Genomic DNA, 16,384 nt, shown 5'->3' with positions numbered 1-16,384 from the left:
ATCAATAGTCCGGACTGTTTTTAGTTCTTAGGCTGAAACCCTCGATTTTACCTTGGTAGCGAACTTGCCTTGGAGCCTTGAAACCCTTATTCTACGGTTGGCAATCAAAAACTGTCCGAAGTATTGATAGATTTTGGATTAGGATTGAAAAAGATTTACCGTTGTATTTTGAAAATAAAAAATTTGGCTGCCAAACAAAATTTTTTGTTCCCAACTCTATTATAACTGATTCTGGTTGTGGTTGGGTCGATCGCACCAGAGGATCCGAGCTTACTTCAACCCAACCTGTACCCGATCGAAAAAAACAGGATTAGCCATTGGTCACGAGCCATTAGTCCAGAACTGATGACTGACAACCTATGACTAATTGCCGATCGCTATTTTTCTGCTAATTTCACTTTGGTTGCCAAACCCAGGGATTGCAGCAGTTGAATGGTCATCCAGGTGAAGTCGATTTCCCACCATTGGAGACCGTGGCGAGCCGAGTATTGAAAGGCGTGGTGGTTGTTGTGCCAGCCTTCGCCGTAGGTGAGCAGGGCAACCCACCAGCAGTTCGTCGAACGGTCGCCCGACTCGTAGGTGCGGTAGCCAAATTTGTGGGTAGCACTGTTAACCAACCAAGTGCAGTGGAATACCACCACGATCCGCATAAACACGCCCCAAACCACGAAAGACCAGCCGCCTAATAAATAAAGCAACACACCGAAGACAACTTGGATGGGGATAAAATATGCTTGGAGAAACTTGTATACTGGGTCGTCGCCGATGTCTTTAGTAAAGCGGGGGATTTCAACTCTGATGGGGAGATCCGAGAGCATCCAGCCCATGTGGCTCCACCAGAAGCCTTGATTGGAATCGTGGGGATCGGTTTCGGTGTCGGAATGTATGTGGTGTAACCGGTGCATTCCTACCCAGTCGATCGGGCCGCCTTCACAGGAAAGGGTACCGCAAATAACTAGAAAATACTCTAGCCATTTCGGTGTTTGAAAACTGCGGTGGGTGACTAGGCGGTGAAATCCGAGAGTAATTCCTAAACCACCTGTTACCCAATGCAGGAATACTGCTAGCCCGACCGCAGACCAGCTAAAATTACCCGGCAGCAAAGCAAATAAAGCACCGATGTGCAGAAAGGCCATAAAGCCTATGACAGGCCAATCAGGGGAAGTTTTTTTGGAAGTTGCAATCGTCATGAATATATTATGTTTACAAACTAGGGGCCGCATCTACGCCATAATGAACAGCGCGCACGCAAATGGTGAGCGAGGTATAGATGAATAGCGTTTCACGGCTACAGGAAGCAGAACAGGCACTCTTTCAGATTTTTTCTGGTATTGACGCGACAGTCAAGCAAAATCTTCAACGAGTCTTAAAAGCTTTTCGCAGCCACCGGGTTGGAGTCCACCATTTTGCAGGGGTTACGGGTTACGGCCACGACGATTTGGGTCGGGAGACTTTAGACGGGGTGTTTGCCGAAGTGGTAGGGGCAGAGGCGGCTGCTGTCCGGGTACAGTTTGTTTCGGGTACTCACGCGATCGCCTGTGCTCTTTTTGGCATCCTGCGTCCTGGTGACGAAATGTTGGCAGTGGCTGGTTCTCCCTACGATACTTTAGAAGAAGTGATCGGCTTGCGCGGGCAAGGTCAAGGTTCACTTGTTGAGTTTGGTATTAGTTACCGTGAGTTGCCTCTAACTCGCGAAGGAAGTGTGGACTGGCAGGGGTTGAGCTGTACTATTACAGCAAAGACTCGCCTGGTTTTTATCCAGCGCTCTTGCGGCTATTCTTGGCGGTCGAGTTTGTCTATTTGTGAGATTGAAAAAATCGTCGCCATAGTCAAACATCAGAATCCTAGCACAATTTGCTTTGTCGATAATTGTTACGGGGAGTTTGTCGATGATTGCGAACCTACTGCTGTGGGTGCGGATCTGATGGCTGGTTCTTTAATCAAAAATCCGGGGGGTACGATCGTCCCTGCTGGAGGCTACGTCGCTGGGAGGGCTGATTTGGTGGAGGCGGCAACTTGTCGCTTGACGGCGCCGGGAATCGGCAGCAGCGGCGGCGCAACTTTTGATTTGAATCGGTTGCTGTTTCAGGGTTTGTTTATGGCTCCCGGTTGTGTGGGGGAGGCGATGAAGGGAAATCATTTGACTGCTTATGTTTTTTATAAGTTGGGTTATCGGGTGAATCCAATTCCTTTGGCTAAAAGACGGGATGTGATTCAGGCGATCGAATTCGGTTCTCCTGATAAATTAATTGCTTTTTGTAGGGCGGTTCAGCAAAATTCCCCCGTGGGTTCGTATTTAGATCCGGTGCCGGCTCCGATGCCGGGGTACGAGAGTCAGTTGGTGATGGCTGGGGGTACTTTTATTGATGGGAGTACGTCGGAGTTTTCGGCTGACGGGCCTCTCCGGAAGCCTTACGTGGCTTTTTGTCAGGGGGGGACTCATTGGACTCATGTATCGATCGCCCTTGAGGCTGCGATCGAGGCTGTGGGCCCTGCTAAGTAAGCTTGTAGTGAGTAAGCTTGTAGTGAGGACTTCTGTCTTCTCTGTGGCTGATAGTCAATCAGGACTAAAGTCCTTACTACAAACAATTTGGCTCAATAATCATCAAACCTAAAATAAATCCGATGATTGTTCCGAAGCCGAAAATAAAGCCGAGCAGCGTAGCATTTCCCCAATAAGCTTTTTCAATTTAGGCAAATTATGCTAAAGTTAAAAAATTGACCTCATCAGCCAAATTCACTCAGCAATGCTGAGTGCTTGAATATCGCTTTCCATAATTATTCTGATATTGCGCGAAATCTTATCAATTTCCCAATCCCACCACCGAATTTCTAATAGCTGTGCCACTTCAACATCGCTAAAACGCTGTTTGATTGGATGTGCGGGGTTTCCACCGACAACGGTGTAAGCAGGAATGTCTTTTACTACCACGGATTTGGCAGCAATGATTGCACCGTCGCCGATTTTGACTCCCGGCATAATCAGGGATTCATAGCCGATCCAAACATCATTGCCAATGACGGTATCGCCTTTACTTGGCAGTTCGATTAATAAATTCATCGCTGTTTCCCAACCATTCCCAAAAACCGGAAAAGGGTAAGTTGAAATGCCGTCGAGTTTGTGATTGGCACCGTTCATGATGAATTTGACGTTGGTGGCGATCGCACAAAATTTGCCAATAATTAATCGCTCGTTTCCGTAATTATAAAGTACATTTTTTTCAAAGTTTTCTGGATCTATTGGATCGTCGTAATATGAGTAATCGCCGACGATAATGTTGGGGGATTTAATCAAATTTTTGATGAAGCATACGCGCGGTTGGTCTGCGATCGGATAAGGTCGGTTGGGATCTGGCCCCATTTCTGTCATAAGTTTCAATCCTTATTCGTTAAGCTGCTGGATTTATGTACTGTTAATTCGACAGTCCTGGACGCACGCTTCCCCAAAAAACCCGGTTTCTCGTTGTCGCGATCGAGGGTATACGACCAAATTACATGAATCAACCGGGTTTTTGCGTCCAGGACTGTTCGAGTTAGGTTGGCTGCTGCTTCATTAACATAGAGGAGTAGAGTTTGTCAAGTGGAGAGCGAGAAATTATTGGAGAGCGATCGCACCGTGAGGCATTGAGAGTGCGATCGCTCTCCAATAATTTCCAATTCTATCGAAATTCTGAAATCTTTTAATAACTAATACCAGAGATTTTACAATCAGAGTTCCAAAAAAAGTCTGACAACAATTATGGGAAAACACAAGTGCATCGGCATCCTCACCAGCGGGGGTGACTGTGCGGGTTTAAATGCAGTGATTCGAGCCGTCGTGCACCGCGCAGTCGGAACTTACAATTGGAAGGTTTTGGGAATTCGTCAAGCCACCAAAGGATTGATGAGTCGCCCTCCTCAAGGCATCCCCTTAGATATTGAAAAAGTAGACCCTTGGCTGACTATTGGCGGCACCATGTTAGGCACGACAAACGAGGGAAATCCTTTTGCTTTTCCGATGTCGGATGGGACATTGCTCGATCGTTCGGATGAAATTATCGAAGGCTATCATCTATTAGGTATTGATGCCTTAATTGGCATTGGTGGCGACGGCAGTCTTGCGATTCTCCGAAAGCTTGCTAAACAAGGCAATTTAAACTTAGTTGCTATTCCTAAAACTATTGATAATGATGTTGGAATTACCGAGCGTTCCATCGGTTTTGACACTGCTGTCAATATTGCCACAGAAGCACTCGACCGCTTGCATTTTACCGCAGCAAGTCACAGCCGCGTCATGATTCTTGAAGTCATGGGACGCGATGCCGGACATATTGCGATCAGTGCCGGAATTGCTGGGGGAGCTGATATAATTCTGATTCCGGAAATTCCTTACAAAATTTCCCAAATCTGCGAAAAAATCCGAGAACGTCAAGAACAGGGCAAAAACTACTGTTTAATTGTAGTAGCGGAGGCAGTTCGCACTGAAGAAGGCGAATTATTGATGCACACAAATCGATTAGGTCAAAGTCGGTTGGGGGGAATCGGTCAGTATTTAGCTGATACAATTTCTGACTGTAGCGGCGCAGAAACGCGGGTTACTGTTTTGGGACACATTCAGCGTGGGGGTACACCTTCGCCGCTAGAAAGATTGATTGCTTCGGCTTTTGGCATAGCCGCGGTTGATTTAATTGCTGAGGAGAAATACGATCGCATGGTAACTTGGCAGCAGCGGGAAGTTATGAGCGTTCCTTTAGAAGATGCTATCTCCAAATACAGAGCTGTAGAACCCTATTCTACTCTAGTAAAAACAGCTCGCGGTTTGGGAATTTGTCTGGGAGACTAGAAAATTTAGGACTTGCGCAAGGCAGCAATTTTTTCTCTATCTGTAGGGTGCACACTCCGCACCTTACTACTAGAGAGGGTGATTGTCTTCAATAATTTATCCTATAAATAGGAAGAATTTATGATAGTACGAACCTACCAAATTTGCGATACCCAAAAAATCATAAAATTGTTTTACGACACGGTGCACGAAGTAAATATTCGGGATTACACAAAAGCACAAGTAGATGCTTGGGCACCAGCAGATATGGATATCGAAAGTTGGACTAAAAGTTTAAGCAGTAAATTTACCTTCGTAGCAGAAGAGGGCGAGAAAATAGCAGGTTTTGGGGAACTGGAAGCCAACGGTCATATCGATCGCTTTTACTGTCATCAAGATTTTCAAAGACAAGGAGTTGGCACGCAAATTTTAGCACAGATTACTTCAAAAGCCAGAAACTTAGGCATTAAAAAACTATTTACAGAAGCCAGTATTACAGCTAAACCATTCTTTGAAAGTAAAGGATTTATTGTGGTTAAAAAACAAGAAGTAGAACGAAGAGGACAAAGATTTATTAATTTTGCAATGGAAAAATTGATATAAAAACTTTTTTGGTAAAACTAAGATGTAAAATTAAATCAAAGATTTTTGCAGAGGAGTTGCGATCGTGACAGAGGCTACAAATGTTCTGGGCGGAAAATTAGAGACTTGCTGCACGTCGCCCATGACGGGGTATTATCGGGACGGCAAATGCAATACAGGTGGTGGCGACTTTGGGGTTCACACTGTTTGCGCTCAACTGACAGAAGAGTTTTTGCAATTCACTAAATCGAATGGAAACGATCTGAGCACTCCCGTTCCCGAATTTAACTTTCCCGGTTTGAAACCTGGGGATTGCTGGTGTTTGTGCGCTTCTCGCTGGAAGGAAGCAATGGATGCTGGATGTGCGCCACCTGTGGTTTTGGCGGCAACTCACGCCTTGACTTTGGAATACGTTTCTTTGGATGAACTGAAGCAGCACGCTGCTGATTTGTAGGAGGATGTTGGTGTGCGATCGCTTTTAGTCAATAAGGGCGATCGTGTTTTTCTTATAAATAGTAAATTTATCCTTCGTAACTCAAATATTTAAGTGAGATCGGGCGTCACTGTAAAGTTTTATGGTTTAGTTGGTGCTTCCCACTTACAGATAGACTCTGGTTTGAGAGGGCAAGTTTTAGGGGCGATCGGATTTCCGCTGAGTTGTAACCAAGTCAGGTTAGTTAAGGATTGCAATGGTTTGATGTCATTGATTTGATTGTTTTCCAGATCGATTGCAGCCAGTTTAGTCAAAGATAGCAATGGTTGGATGTCGCTGATTTTATTATTGTTGAGGTCTAACCAAGTCAGTTTAGTCAAGGATGCTAGCAGTTTGATGTCACTAATTTGATTGTTGCTGAGGTCTAACCAAGTCAGGTTAGTCAAAGATGCCAGCGGTTTGATGTCGCCCACAAGATTGTTGTTGAGTTGGAGAGTAGTCAGGTTAGTCAAGGATGCTAGGGGTTTGATGTCGCCCACAAGATTGTTGCCGACGGAGAGTTTAATCAGGTTAGGCAAAGATGCTAGCGGTTTGAGGTCACTGATTTGATTGTTACTAATGTGGAGTGTAATCAGGTTAGTCAAGGATTGTAATGGTTTAATCTCGCTGATTTGAGCGTCAATGAGGAAGAGTGCGGTGAAACTCGAAAGTTTCCGATCGGCCGCATCGCACTCAGTAGTTTCAGCTTTCTCCAAAAGTACCTCAACAGTATGTTTAGCTTCAGGACTCAAATCAGCTTTTTGGCGACACCAATCCGCAAATGTTCGTCTAGTGTTTCCCGATCGCGTTTCTGCAGCCTTCGCAGACAGTCCATTTTCAGATAATGCTAGAAGCACACAACAAGTAAGTGCGATCGACTTTGGTAACTTCATGTGTTTGTGTGCAACTATGAGTGTCATAATCTTGTACCTCTAATTTCCTAAACGGTAAAGTTTTATGGTTTAGCTAGTGGTTCCCACTTACAGATAGACTCTGGTTTGAGAGGGCAAGTTTTGGGATCGATCGGATTGCCGCTGAGGTAGAGTTCAGTCAGTTTAGTGAAAGATGCTAGCGGTTTGATGTCGCCGATTTGATTGTTTTCGAGTGAGAGCAAAGTCAGCTTAGTCAAGGATGCTAGCGGTTTGATATCAACGATTTGATTGTTGTTGAGCCAGAGAATCTCCAGTTTAGTCAAGAATACTAGCGGTTTAAGGTCAGCGATCTCATTCTTGTTAAGTGATAGCCCTTCCAGGTTAGTCAAGGATGCTAGCGGTTTGATATCACCGATTTGATTGCTGCTGAGGTTAATCCCTTCCAGGTTACTCAAGGATGCTAGTGATTTGATGTCACTAATCTGATTGCTGCTGAGGTCGAGAAAAGTCAGTTTCATCAAAGATGCTAGCGGTTTGATGTCACTAATTTGATTGCCAGCGAGATCGATCCCAGCCAGGTTAGTCAAAAATGCTAGTGGCTTGATGTCGTCAATCTGATTGCTGCGGAGGAAAAGCCCTTTCAGGTTAGTCAAGGATGCTAGCGGTTTGATGTCATCGATCTGATTTTCGATGAGGACGATTTCAGTCAGGTTAGTCAAGGATGCTAGTGGTTTGATGTCGCGGATCTGATTGTTCCCGATGTTGAGCACTTTCAGGTTAACCAAGGATGCTAGCGGTTTGATGTCAACGATCTGATTGCTGCTGAGGTTGAGATCGGTCAGGTTAGTCAAGGATGCTAGCGGTTTGATGTCGCTGATAGAACAGTTGATGAGCCGGAGAACCTTCAGGTTAGTTAAGGATGCTAGCGGTTTGAGGTCGCTGATTCCTTGCTTCGTAAAGCTAATTCCTGTGATACTAGAAAGTTGGCGATCGCCCTCATCGCACTCAGTAGTTCCTGCTATTTTTAACAGCATATCAACAGTATGTTTAGCTTCTGGACTCAAAGAATCTTTTTCGCGACACCATTCAGCAAATGTTTTGTTTCCCGATCGCACTTCTGCTGCTTTCGCCGACCCTCCATTTCCAGATAATCCTAGAAGTACACAACAAGTAAGTGCGATAGACTTTGGTAAATTGATATACTTCTGTGCCACTATAAGTGTCATAATCTTATATATCTAATTGAGAGTTAAAGCCATCTTGCACAAACAAAGCTAATAATTGATTCAGTCCTTTTCAAATAACTTAAGCTTTGAGGCAGGGGTTTAAACCCCTGCCGGACTGAAGGAAAGAGGGCAATACCATGTTCCTGCAAAAGTATCCGCTCAATAATTCGGGGCGGACTACCCACTCAGGAACGATTTTGCGTCATTTGAGGTGCATCGTTGAGCGATTTACCCCGGATTATTGAGCGGATACCTGCAAAACATCTATTAAAAACTCTCTGAATTACCTCACTCAGGCAACTTATACTGCCCCACAATCCGCTTAGCATATTCCGGCACATGAGCCTCTAATTTCTCCGGATAATTCCGCTTCACGTACAGATAATTGCGAGTGAAATGAGAATCAATCGAAAACCGAGCATATTCCAAACCCTTCGGCCCAATCCTCTCAATAAAAACTCCCATTAACTTCGCCGCCCACATCGGCAATGTCACTCCTTTTTCATAAGCCGGAATGCTTTGCTGAACCGCTTCTTTTCGGTTTCCCTTAGACATTACGGGCTGAGTATTTAACTGATCCGTTACCAAATCTAACATCTCTTGCCCGGTGTCATTTCGCACTACAATCCACTGCCAGCCAAAAGGAGCACCCATGTAGCCGACAACTAAATCTGCTAAAGAGTTGACATAATCAAAACAGCTCAAACAAGAAGGAGCAAAAACATCTTTCAATTCCTTAGTATTCAATCCAAAAAACGGCACTTTTTCGATCGAACCGTCTTCGTGTTTGAAGTGAATGTTAAAATCTTGCATAAATTCGTAATGCACGACTGTTTCAGGAGAGCGGCTAGTCGTATCTAGGAATTTTTGCAAGCCCGCGCGGCTGACATTATCCACACAGGGAGTTCCCAAAACGTAGAGCTTTTCTAAACCGAGCTTTTTCTCGACTGTTCGCAAGGCTTGAATTTGACAGCCGACGCCAATTACTAACAGCCGCTTCATCCCCGATTTTTCGATTTGCTCTAATACTGAAAGGTTGGGAGAGAGAGTTGGTTTGTTAACTTTTGCAGCGAGAATTTCGGCGCGATTTCTAGCAATAATCGGCATCGGTTGAAAGCGGTCTTCTTTGGTATTTTGGACGCAGACAACGCCTTCTACAATTCCTTTTTCGAGCATTTCAATGGCAATTGTGCTGACGATTCCCGTCCACTGAGCGCCCTCGATCGGCTCTTTTTTCCGAGCGGCCATCATGTTTTGACTGACTCCGAAATACCAATCGTCGGGATTGTCGAGATTGCGCGATCGCCCGTGAATCTCTGCTTCTAATTCTGCGATATGCTGTGTTAAGAAAGCACAAGATTCCTTGACATAATGGATGTAATATGTATCGCACAAACCGCACTCGCTGCAAAGTTCTTTAGCAGGGCGGCGGCTACCCGGTTTGAGGGCTTTGGATTTTTGGTGCTTAGCAGAATCTGTTGCGGTCATCTAAATTACTTATTTTATGCAGATATGGCTTTTGTTAGGATATCACAGCAATTTCCGTTGTTACCTCCTTTATTCTTTCTCTCAGCCCTTGCAGCCGGACGCAAGCTTGTCGGGAGCAAATTCGGTTCGCGCGAAAGTGGCGGTTTTCAAAGCTTAAAAAATATTAGTCAGGACTTACCTAGGTTGCGCTATTAACCCCGTTTTTTGCTGAATACCTCACTGTTAAACCTAAGATTTATGCTATAAACCGGGTTTCTTTGTGTAGTTTTGGTAAAAAAATCCGGTTTCAGAGGATCGCCGTGCGTTCAGGAGTGTTTGTGTAAGTCCTATCAGTATCAATCCGGATCTGGCGGGCGATCGCGCGAATACATTGCCAAATAAAGCTATAAAAAAATGGTAAAAATATTTGTGACAACAGCCCTCGCTGGGATCGCGATCAATCTCGCAATTTCTAGCTTAGGATTTGCTGCTTTAGTTCGCCCCGTTGTGGGTATGAATCAAACTGTTGCGGTTCTAGAAAGAATGTTCAACGCGACACAAAAGCCGGCGGCGATCGACTATTCCCGCCTAGGGATTGGCGGGGTTCGGTTGGGGATGCCTGTAGAAGAGGCAAAACGCAAGTTGGGAAAACCGCAGCGCGACGAAACTAAACCTGCTGGGGAAGCCATCGGCGGCAAGATTCGCACGCTAACATACTCAGGATTGACGGTAGCTGCATGGGAGGGAAAAGTTTATTTGATTTCTGCTACCAAGCCCAAGTTCGTGACAATTGATGGTGTGAAGGTAGGAGATAACAGCCAAAAAGTTGTTAAAACTTACGGTTATGGGTCGCAATCTGTTCAGGGTGGAGTGACTCGGTTGACTTACAGCAATGACCAAAAGGCTTCTAATTTGATTTTGGAAATTAAGGGCGATCGCGTGCAAAAGATTATTGTCGGCACGCAGCTAAACTGAAATATTAGACAATAGTACAAAAGTTCCCGTTCACAAGTTTGTACTAAATATTTTAGTCCTTATTTATGAGTTTTTTTAGCTCTTCGGTGAGTTTACTGGAGGGCTTTTTCATAATGTGCGATCGCCAATTATAAAATAGTAGAATTATAGTGCTTGCAATCTGTGTATTTCGTAAGTGAGTTTAATTTGAGATATTGCACCATTCTCGCTTAACACGATTTCTGGCCTGTTCCACAACAGATGAATTTTATTGTGCGGTGAACTCTTCTAGCCCGCCCATAAAAGCCTGACTCAGAATCATGCCATATCTCAAGTTCTATCCGACTAATTTAGAGGCAGTAAAGGAGCGAATACGCTCTCAATCCACTGCGGATAACCTTCGCTTAACTTTCTACGCACAGCAAGAGGTGCTTGAGGAAAACATTAAAGTATTATATTAAGTAATTCAAGCATTATTTAGAAGTCAACTGTTAGAAAACTATTCTCAGCATCAGCGGGTAGCTTGCTGTTGCTTCGGGGGTTTTCTCAAGATATTCGTCCCTTGCATATTGTCTGTACTGCTGTCCAACCCTACTGATTATTACGATCGCTGTTTATGTGCCAAAACAGCCCCAATGGATAACTCTCACAATTAAGGAGCAATTAGAATGAAATGCAGTATTCAAGGATATCCAGGTAGTTCTGAGGCTCGGGAAATCATTCATACTGTTAGATACCGAGGTAAAATCGTTGTAATTGATAAAGTTCCCGCATAGGTTTGTACATTCTGTGGCGATATGCTTTTCAAACTAAAGACAGTTAGAAAAATTGATAAGTTACTCAAAACAAAAATAAAACCTGCACGTTCAGTGCCACTTTATCAGTATTCAGCATCAGGTAAATGCTAATACGAAACAAATTAAAAAACAAGGTGCGCAGTGCGCACCCTACAAGTTACAAAATAAGGTGCGCACTGCGCACCCTAGCAATTAGCTGTTCTGAGGAACGGGAGAAGAAACGCTAGATGCCACAGAAGTAGTCGGCGCAGGAGTCTTAGCCCGTTTCTTGATCAAGATTGGCTTGACGATGTTTTCTCCACCAATCGGGGGATCTTCTTGTTGAGCGTAATCCGCGCCCATCCAAGCAGGACGGCTTTGGTCGAAAGCCATTTGCAAAGCAGCAGCGGCGATCGCGTGGGAGTCGTACTCCTCGGATAACTGAGATACTAGAGGCAAGAAAGATGCCATCCGTTCGCCAGCTAAAGCTTCGCGAACTTTACCTTGCATCTTTTCCAACTGACGTGCTTCAATTTGCGCCCGTGTCGGAATGTTTCGCACCGTCAAACTCGATCGCACGTGGCGTTCAATCAAGCGCAGTTTGCGGCGATCAACTGGTTGAATCAGCGTAATCGCCGTTCCTTCCCGACCAGCCCGGCCCGTGCGTCCAATCCGGTGAACGTAGCTTTCCACACTGTCGGGCAAATCGTAGTTAATAACGTGAGTCAAGTGATCCACGTCCAAACCCCGCGCGGCAATATCAGTCGCCACTACCCAGCGCACCTGACATTGGCGGAACCGCGACAGCAAGCGTTCCCGCTGTGCCTGATTCAAATTACCGTGATACTCGTCAACGCTGTGACCTGCTGCTTGCAGTTGGCTGGTGAGTTCTGCAGCCGACTGCCGAGTCCGCACAAAAATCAGTGCAGATTCCGGGTCTTCCATTTCTAAAATTGGCTGTAGAGCTCTTGCCTTCGACCAGCCGCGGGGAACCATGTACACGCCTTGGCTGATGCGCTTCGGCGTTGCTTTTGGCTGTTCTACGGTGACGTTGACTGGGTTGCGCAAATGCCGCGCCACCAATTTCCTAATGGAAGGTTCCATCGTCGCCGAGAAAAATGCCGTTTGACGTTCTTTTGGTGCAGCATCCAAGATTTTTTCCACATCTTGGATAAAGCCCATGCTCAGCATTTCGTCAGCTTCATCCAAAACCAGCCACTTTACCTTGTCTAGTTTCAGGCTGCCGCGGCTGAGCATATCCAATATGCGTCCGGGTGTACCGACAACGACGTGAACGCCGCGCTTCAAACGCTGCATTTGACGATCGATCGATTGACCCCCGTACACGGTCAGAACTTGCAGAGAGCGACCCACTTTTACCGGGCCGTCGTTGCTAATGCCGCTCAAATCGCGGATGGCTTCTGTTACTTGCATCGCCAATTCGCGAGTCGGCGTCAGCACCAGTGCTTGCACCGCAGTTACATCTAATTCAATCCGCTCCAAGATGGGCAACGAGAATGCTGCCGTTTTGCCTGTCCCTGTTTGGGCTTGACCCACAACGTCGCGACCTGCTAACAGGTGCGGAATTGCTTGTACTTGGATGGGAGTAGGTTCTGTAAAGCCTAGTGTTTCCAGATGGAGAACGAGTTCTTCCGAAAGACCTAAGCCTTCAAACAATAAATTCATTAATGCTCCTAATAACGAGTCTTAGCCTTCTAAGTTGCCCAACTCGGATGCGGATTTCTGCTCGGCGGCAGGAACTCATAAGAGTTCTTTATGGTGCTGCGCCTGCGCGCACCTTCTTAAATAGCAATCGAGTATAGGGCAGCTCCGTCGATGGTGACTAAATTTACCAATTCGACAGCCGTCTTTGATTTTGTGACATCGCCGATACCAACCGCCAGGGGTCGGGTTATAGGCTTCCAACATTCTTAAAACAGGACATTGGACTTCCTTTGAGGTACTTGCAAGCTTTCCCTCTCAGGCATTTTATAGTGAGGATCATGACCAGCCCCACTTCACTACTGATAGTAGTAACAGGTTGTTTGGTTCAGGCGCTATCCCGCAATCCGTCGCCTGCGGGATTGAGCAGGGGATGGGGCGACCGTCAGTCGATTTTAGATTTTAGATTTTAGATTTTAGATTGACTCCACTGATGAATCAGAGAGCTTTAACTTTCCTCTAAAATTCTTATCTCTCCACGACTTAAGCCGGAGGCTTGTATTCCTTTTTGGGCTACCGTTACCGCCTATCCATCTCAACACTCTTTCGGGATACCGTTGTGGTGTAGGTCGGACGGCGAAGCAATCTCAAATTATCCCCGCTTATTTCTGGCTTGTTATCATCATAACTCTTTACATTCAGAAACAAAACATTAAATTCGTTAAAATTTTCCGATCGTTCTGTAGAGATAACCGCACCCCGAGGGGGAGCGTCGATTGCCAGAGAAGGGCTAAAAAAGTTTAAAACCCCTTTTGTACATATCTTTGCACAATATTGTACAAACCGTTACTTTCGCTGCACAATCCGCTAATCATTTTTGGCTGGTGTCCGGTTTTGGTTCGCCACACCGCCGATCGCGACAGTTCCAGTAACACTTACACTTGACCCCGCCCAGCACCGGATACAGTGCCACGTCAACTCATGAGGGTCGATCCCACAATTTTAGACAAAAGATCGAGTTCCCAGATGAGTCTGTGCAGTCAATCTAAAATCTCAAATCGACTTGACCGTAGAGGTCGTAGACATCTGCACCAGTAATTTTCACAGATACGATCGATCCCAGTCGCGCTTCTCCTGTGACATAGACGAGTCCATCTACTTCTGGGGAAAACCGAGCGGATCTACCAATCAACTCGCCTGTCTCTGGTTGTTCTTGTTCTATCAGGACATCAACTACCTGACCGACAGACTCTTGATTCTTCTTCAATGATATAGGTTGTTGTGCTGCCATTACCGAATTGCGCCGCATTTCCATTATTTCTGCAGGTATTTGCTGGGGCAAGCTGAAGGCTGGGGTTCCTTCTTCTGGCGAAAACACGAAAACTCCTACGTGATCGAATTCGTGGCGCTTGACAAATTCCAGCAAGTGTGCTGCGTGTTCGTCGGTTTCGCCGGGGAAGCCGACAATAAAAGTTGTCCGCATTACGGCACCGGGAATTGCTGCTTTGAGCCGATCGACTATAGCATCATTGATCCCGGCTTGAAAAGGTCGATTCATCGCCCGCAAAATTTCCGGGTGCGAGTGTTGCAGGGGTAAATCCAAATACGGCAAAACGTTGGGCGTTTCGCGGATGGCTGCGACAACTTGCGGAGTCAAACCTGTAGGATAGGCGTAGTGCATCCGAATCCAAGGTACATCTACTTCACCCAAAGCCCGAAGCAGTTCGGCTAGTTTCGGTTCGCCATAAATATCTTTGCCGTAGTTGGTGGTAATTTGAGAAATTAAGATAATTTCCTTGACCCCTTCGGAGGCTAATTGCTTAGCTTCGGCGACAATAGATTCGATCGTCCGCGATCGTTGATTTCCGCGCAAGTGCGGGATAATGCAAAATGCACAGCGGTAGTCGCAGCCTTCTGCTATTCGCAGATAAGCCACACCTTCCGATGTCGTGCGGTAGCGGGGAGTAGTTTCGTCAGCGATGTAAGTAGGTTCTGAAGAGACGAGGGAAACTCGATCGCCCTTTTCCACCTGCTGCATAACATCGACTATTTTGTGATAGTCGCCTGTGCCGACAATTGCGACAGCTTCGGGCAATTCGTCCAGCAATTCCTGCTGAAAATGCTGTGCCATGCAGCCGGTGATTACTACTTTTTTATTAGCTTCTGCCAATTCTACCAAGGTGCGGACCGACTCTTCTCGCGCAGCTTGGATAAAACTGCAAGTATTGACTACAACATAATCGGCTAATTCTTCATTAGAATCGACTTGATAGCCCGCTTGAGCCAGCAAGCCGATCATGTGTTCGGTATCGATGCGATTTTTTTCGCAGCCGAGGTGAGTAAATGCGATCGTTGGCTTCGTTGCCATGCAGTAATAGTTAGTGTTGCGCTATTTCTAAGAACGTTTTATGATATCACACAATTTTAAAAATTGCAAATAATCCTTCTTAGTTGCACCAATTCCAAATTCATCACTTTAGACTGTCAACGCTCAACCATCATTGCCGTGCCACCCGAATTTATATTGCTTGTCGCTGTACCCGATCGACCTTGTAAGGAATTTTGCAGCATACTCTCAAAAAAAGTATCCAGAGAAATTCCCGATGCTTTGACCATAGTAGAAAGCACGCTTTTTTCGGCAAAAGAACAGTACAGCCCCGCTTCTAAGAACCAAGGTTGTCCGTCCGGGTCGATGCGAAAATCAAATAAACTGTAGTGGCGACAGCCCAAAGCGATGTGGCATTTTCTGGCCTGGGCCCAAACTCTCTGAGTAATCGGATCGCTGGTGTCAACTATCCACGACTTGGTACTATCCTTAGAAGTCAAACTCAAGTTGCCACCGTCATTTTGTTTCAGCTTATCGGCATAACTCCGAATCGGCTTCGTATCAGGATGCACAGCATACTCTTCCAGCGGCAAGCAGACGAGCTCGCCAGCTTGGACAATAATCCCACAGCGAACTTCTCTACCCAATTCAATGAATTTTTCTACCAGCACTTCCTCTGAATGAGTCAATGCTGTCTGCAAAGCCGCATCATAGTCAGCAGCATTTTTAACCAAAGTCACTCCAATGGAATTATCACCATTTAGTGGCTTGAGCACCACCGGCAAATCAATCGAAAGTCGATCGCCCGCGCGGACAACTTCTCCCAACGGTACACTTACCCCAGCGGCCGCTACTACTGCCTTAGTCTTCGCCTTATCAGCCACCAGCGCCATCAACTCTGCCGGATTACCCACATAAGGAATACTCAGCATATCGAACAAGCTGCGGTATTGAGTCATGCCGGGGATGCAAAACATCTGCGGTACCATTACGTCAATCTTTAGCTGTGTCAGCACCTGCACAGCGCCCGCTAGAGACATGGGATTAGCCGCCGCGATCGCACTCGGATCTAGAGATGTAGGAAAACGCCATTGGCGATCGGGAGAAATATAGGCAATATGAAATTCATAGAGTGCTGAATTAGCCGTATTTTTCAGACAATCTTCTGCATAAAGGCGCGATAAATTACAGAAAAAATCGCTAACTGCCGAGCCGACTAAATGCAAAACCCGCAATACTGACATAC

13 protein-coding genes are annotated in these 16,384 nt (G+C 45.8%); 5 read left to right on the top strand and 8 right to left on the bottom strand.

Annotation, left to right across the window (positions count from 1 at the left end):
- Window positions 1-377 precede the first annotated feature (377 nt).
- Entirely contained in the window at window positions 378-1,190 is an 813-nt protein-coding gene (locus QUA80_RS20545) for an acyl-CoA desaturase (RefSeq protein ID WP_015177398.1), read from the bottom strand.
- Between the two features lie 80 nt (window positions 1,191-1,270).
- On the opposite strand from QUA80_RS20545, the gene QUA80_RS20540 reads away from it, so the two are divergent.
- Complete coding sequence (locus QUA80_RS20540; protein ID WP_333426942.1) at window positions 1,271-2,503, top strand: methionine gamma-lyase family protein; 1,233 nt, start codon at window positions 1,271-1,273, stop codon at window positions 2,501-2,503.
- A gap of 234 nt (window positions 2,504-2,737) precedes the next feature.
- Here QUA80_RS20540 and QUA80_RS20535 read toward each other — a convergent pair whose 3' ends face one another.
- The gene (locus QUA80_RS20535; RefSeq protein WP_445302272.1) at window positions 2,738-3,361 is read right to left on the bottom strand and encodes a Vat family streptogramin A O-acetyltransferase; all 624 of its coding nucleotides are present in this window, start codon (window positions 3,359-3,361) and stop codon (window positions 2,738-2,740) included.
- A gap of 378 nt (window positions 3,362-3,739) precedes the next feature.
- On the opposite strand from QUA80_RS20535, the gene QUA80_RS20530 reads away from it, so the two are divergent.
- From QUA80_RS20530 to QUA80_RS20520, 3 genes are all read left to right on the top strand, one after another.
- Complete coding sequence (locus tag QUA80_RS20530) at window positions 3,740-4,822, top strand: ATP-dependent 6-phosphofructokinase (protein WP_333426940.1); 1,083 nt, start codon at window positions 3,740-3,742, stop codon at window positions 4,820-4,822.
- Between the two features lie 183 nt (window positions 4,823-5,005).
- Window positions 5,006-5,404: a GNAT family N-acetyltransferase gene (locus tag QUA80_RS20525; RefSeq protein ID WP_333426939.1), complete on the top strand. Its 399-nt coding sequence runs from the start codon at window positions 5,006-5,008 to the stop codon at window positions 5,402-5,404.
- A 61-nt stretch (window positions 5,405-5,465) separates the two neighbouring features.
- Complete coding sequence (locus tag QUA80_RS20520) at window positions 5,466-5,837, top strand: DUF2237 domain-containing protein (RefSeq protein ID WP_333266034.1); 372 nt, start codon at window positions 5,466-5,468, stop codon at window positions 5,835-5,837.
- Between the two features lie 119 nt (window positions 5,838-5,956).
- Here QUA80_RS20520 and QUA80_RS20515 read toward each other — a convergent pair whose 3' ends face one another.
- From QUA80_RS20515 to QUA80_RS20505, 3 genes are all read right to left on the bottom strand, one after another.
- The gene (locus tag QUA80_RS20515) at window positions 5,957-6,775 is read right to left on the bottom strand and encodes a leucine-rich repeat domain-containing protein (protein WP_333426938.1); all 819 of its coding nucleotides are present in this window, start codon (window positions 6,773-6,775) and stop codon (window positions 5,957-5,959) included.
- Window positions 6,776-6,810: 35 nt separating this feature from the next.
- A complete protein-coding gene (locus tag QUA80_RS20510) occupies window positions 6,811-7,953 on the bottom strand; it encodes a leucine-rich repeat protein (protein ID WP_333426937.1) in 1,143 nt (380 codons plus the stop codon).
- A gap of 288 nt (window positions 7,954-8,241) precedes the next feature.
- Window positions 8,242-9,441, bottom strand: coding sequence for a Coenzyme F420 hydrogenase/dehydrogenase, beta subunit C-terminal domain (locus QUA80_RS20505; protein ID WP_333426936.1), 1,200 nt, complete (start codon window positions 9,439-9,441; stop codon window positions 8,242-8,244).
- 393 nt (window positions 9,442-9,834) lie between these two features.
- Here QUA80_RS20505 and QUA80_RS20500 point away from each other — a divergent pair, with 393 nt between their 5' ends.
- Complete coding sequence (locus QUA80_RS20500) at window positions 9,835-10,395, top strand: hypothetical protein (protein WP_333426935.1); 561 nt, start codon at window positions 9,835-9,837, stop codon at window positions 10,393-10,395.
- Window positions 10,396-11,363: 968 nt separating this feature from the next.
- Here QUA80_RS20500 and QUA80_RS20495 read toward each other — a convergent pair.
- The 3 genes from QUA80_RS20495 to QUA80_RS20485 all read right to left on the bottom strand — a co-directional run bounded on the left by QUA80_RS20495 (window position 11,364) and on the right by QUA80_RS20485 (window position 16,382).
- Entirely contained in the window at window positions 11,364-12,836 is a 1,473-nt protein-coding gene (locus tag QUA80_RS20495) for a DEAD/DEAH box helicase (RefSeq protein WP_333426934.1), read from the bottom strand.
- A gap of 1,021 nt (window positions 12,837-13,857) precedes the next feature.
- Window positions 13,858-15,180 carry a 30S ribosomal protein S12 methylthiotransferase RimO gene (rimO, locus tag QUA80_RS20490; RefSeq protein ID WP_333426933.1) on the bottom strand — a complete coding sequence of 441 codons (1,323 nt, stop codon included), beginning with the start codon at window positions 15,178-15,180 and terminating at the stop codon, window positions 13,858-13,860.
- Between the two features lie 116 nt (window positions 15,181-15,296).
- Window positions 15,297-16,382 (bottom strand): D-alanine--D-alanine ligase, encoded by a 1,086-nt coding sequence (locus QUA80_RS20485; protein WP_333426932.1) that lies wholly within the window; start codon window positions 16,380-16,382, stop codon window positions 15,297-15,299.
- Window positions 16,383-16,384: the final 2 nt, after the last annotated feature.

It is taken from the genome of Microcoleus sp. F4-D5 (assembly GCF_036704885.1).
Classification (GTDB): Bacteria; Cyanobacteriota; Cyanobacteriia; order Cyanobacteriales; family Microcoleaceae; genus Microcoleus.
The sequence above is the reverse complement of the archived record's forward strand: the minus strand, read 5'-3'. Positions and strand labels throughout refer to the sequence as shown.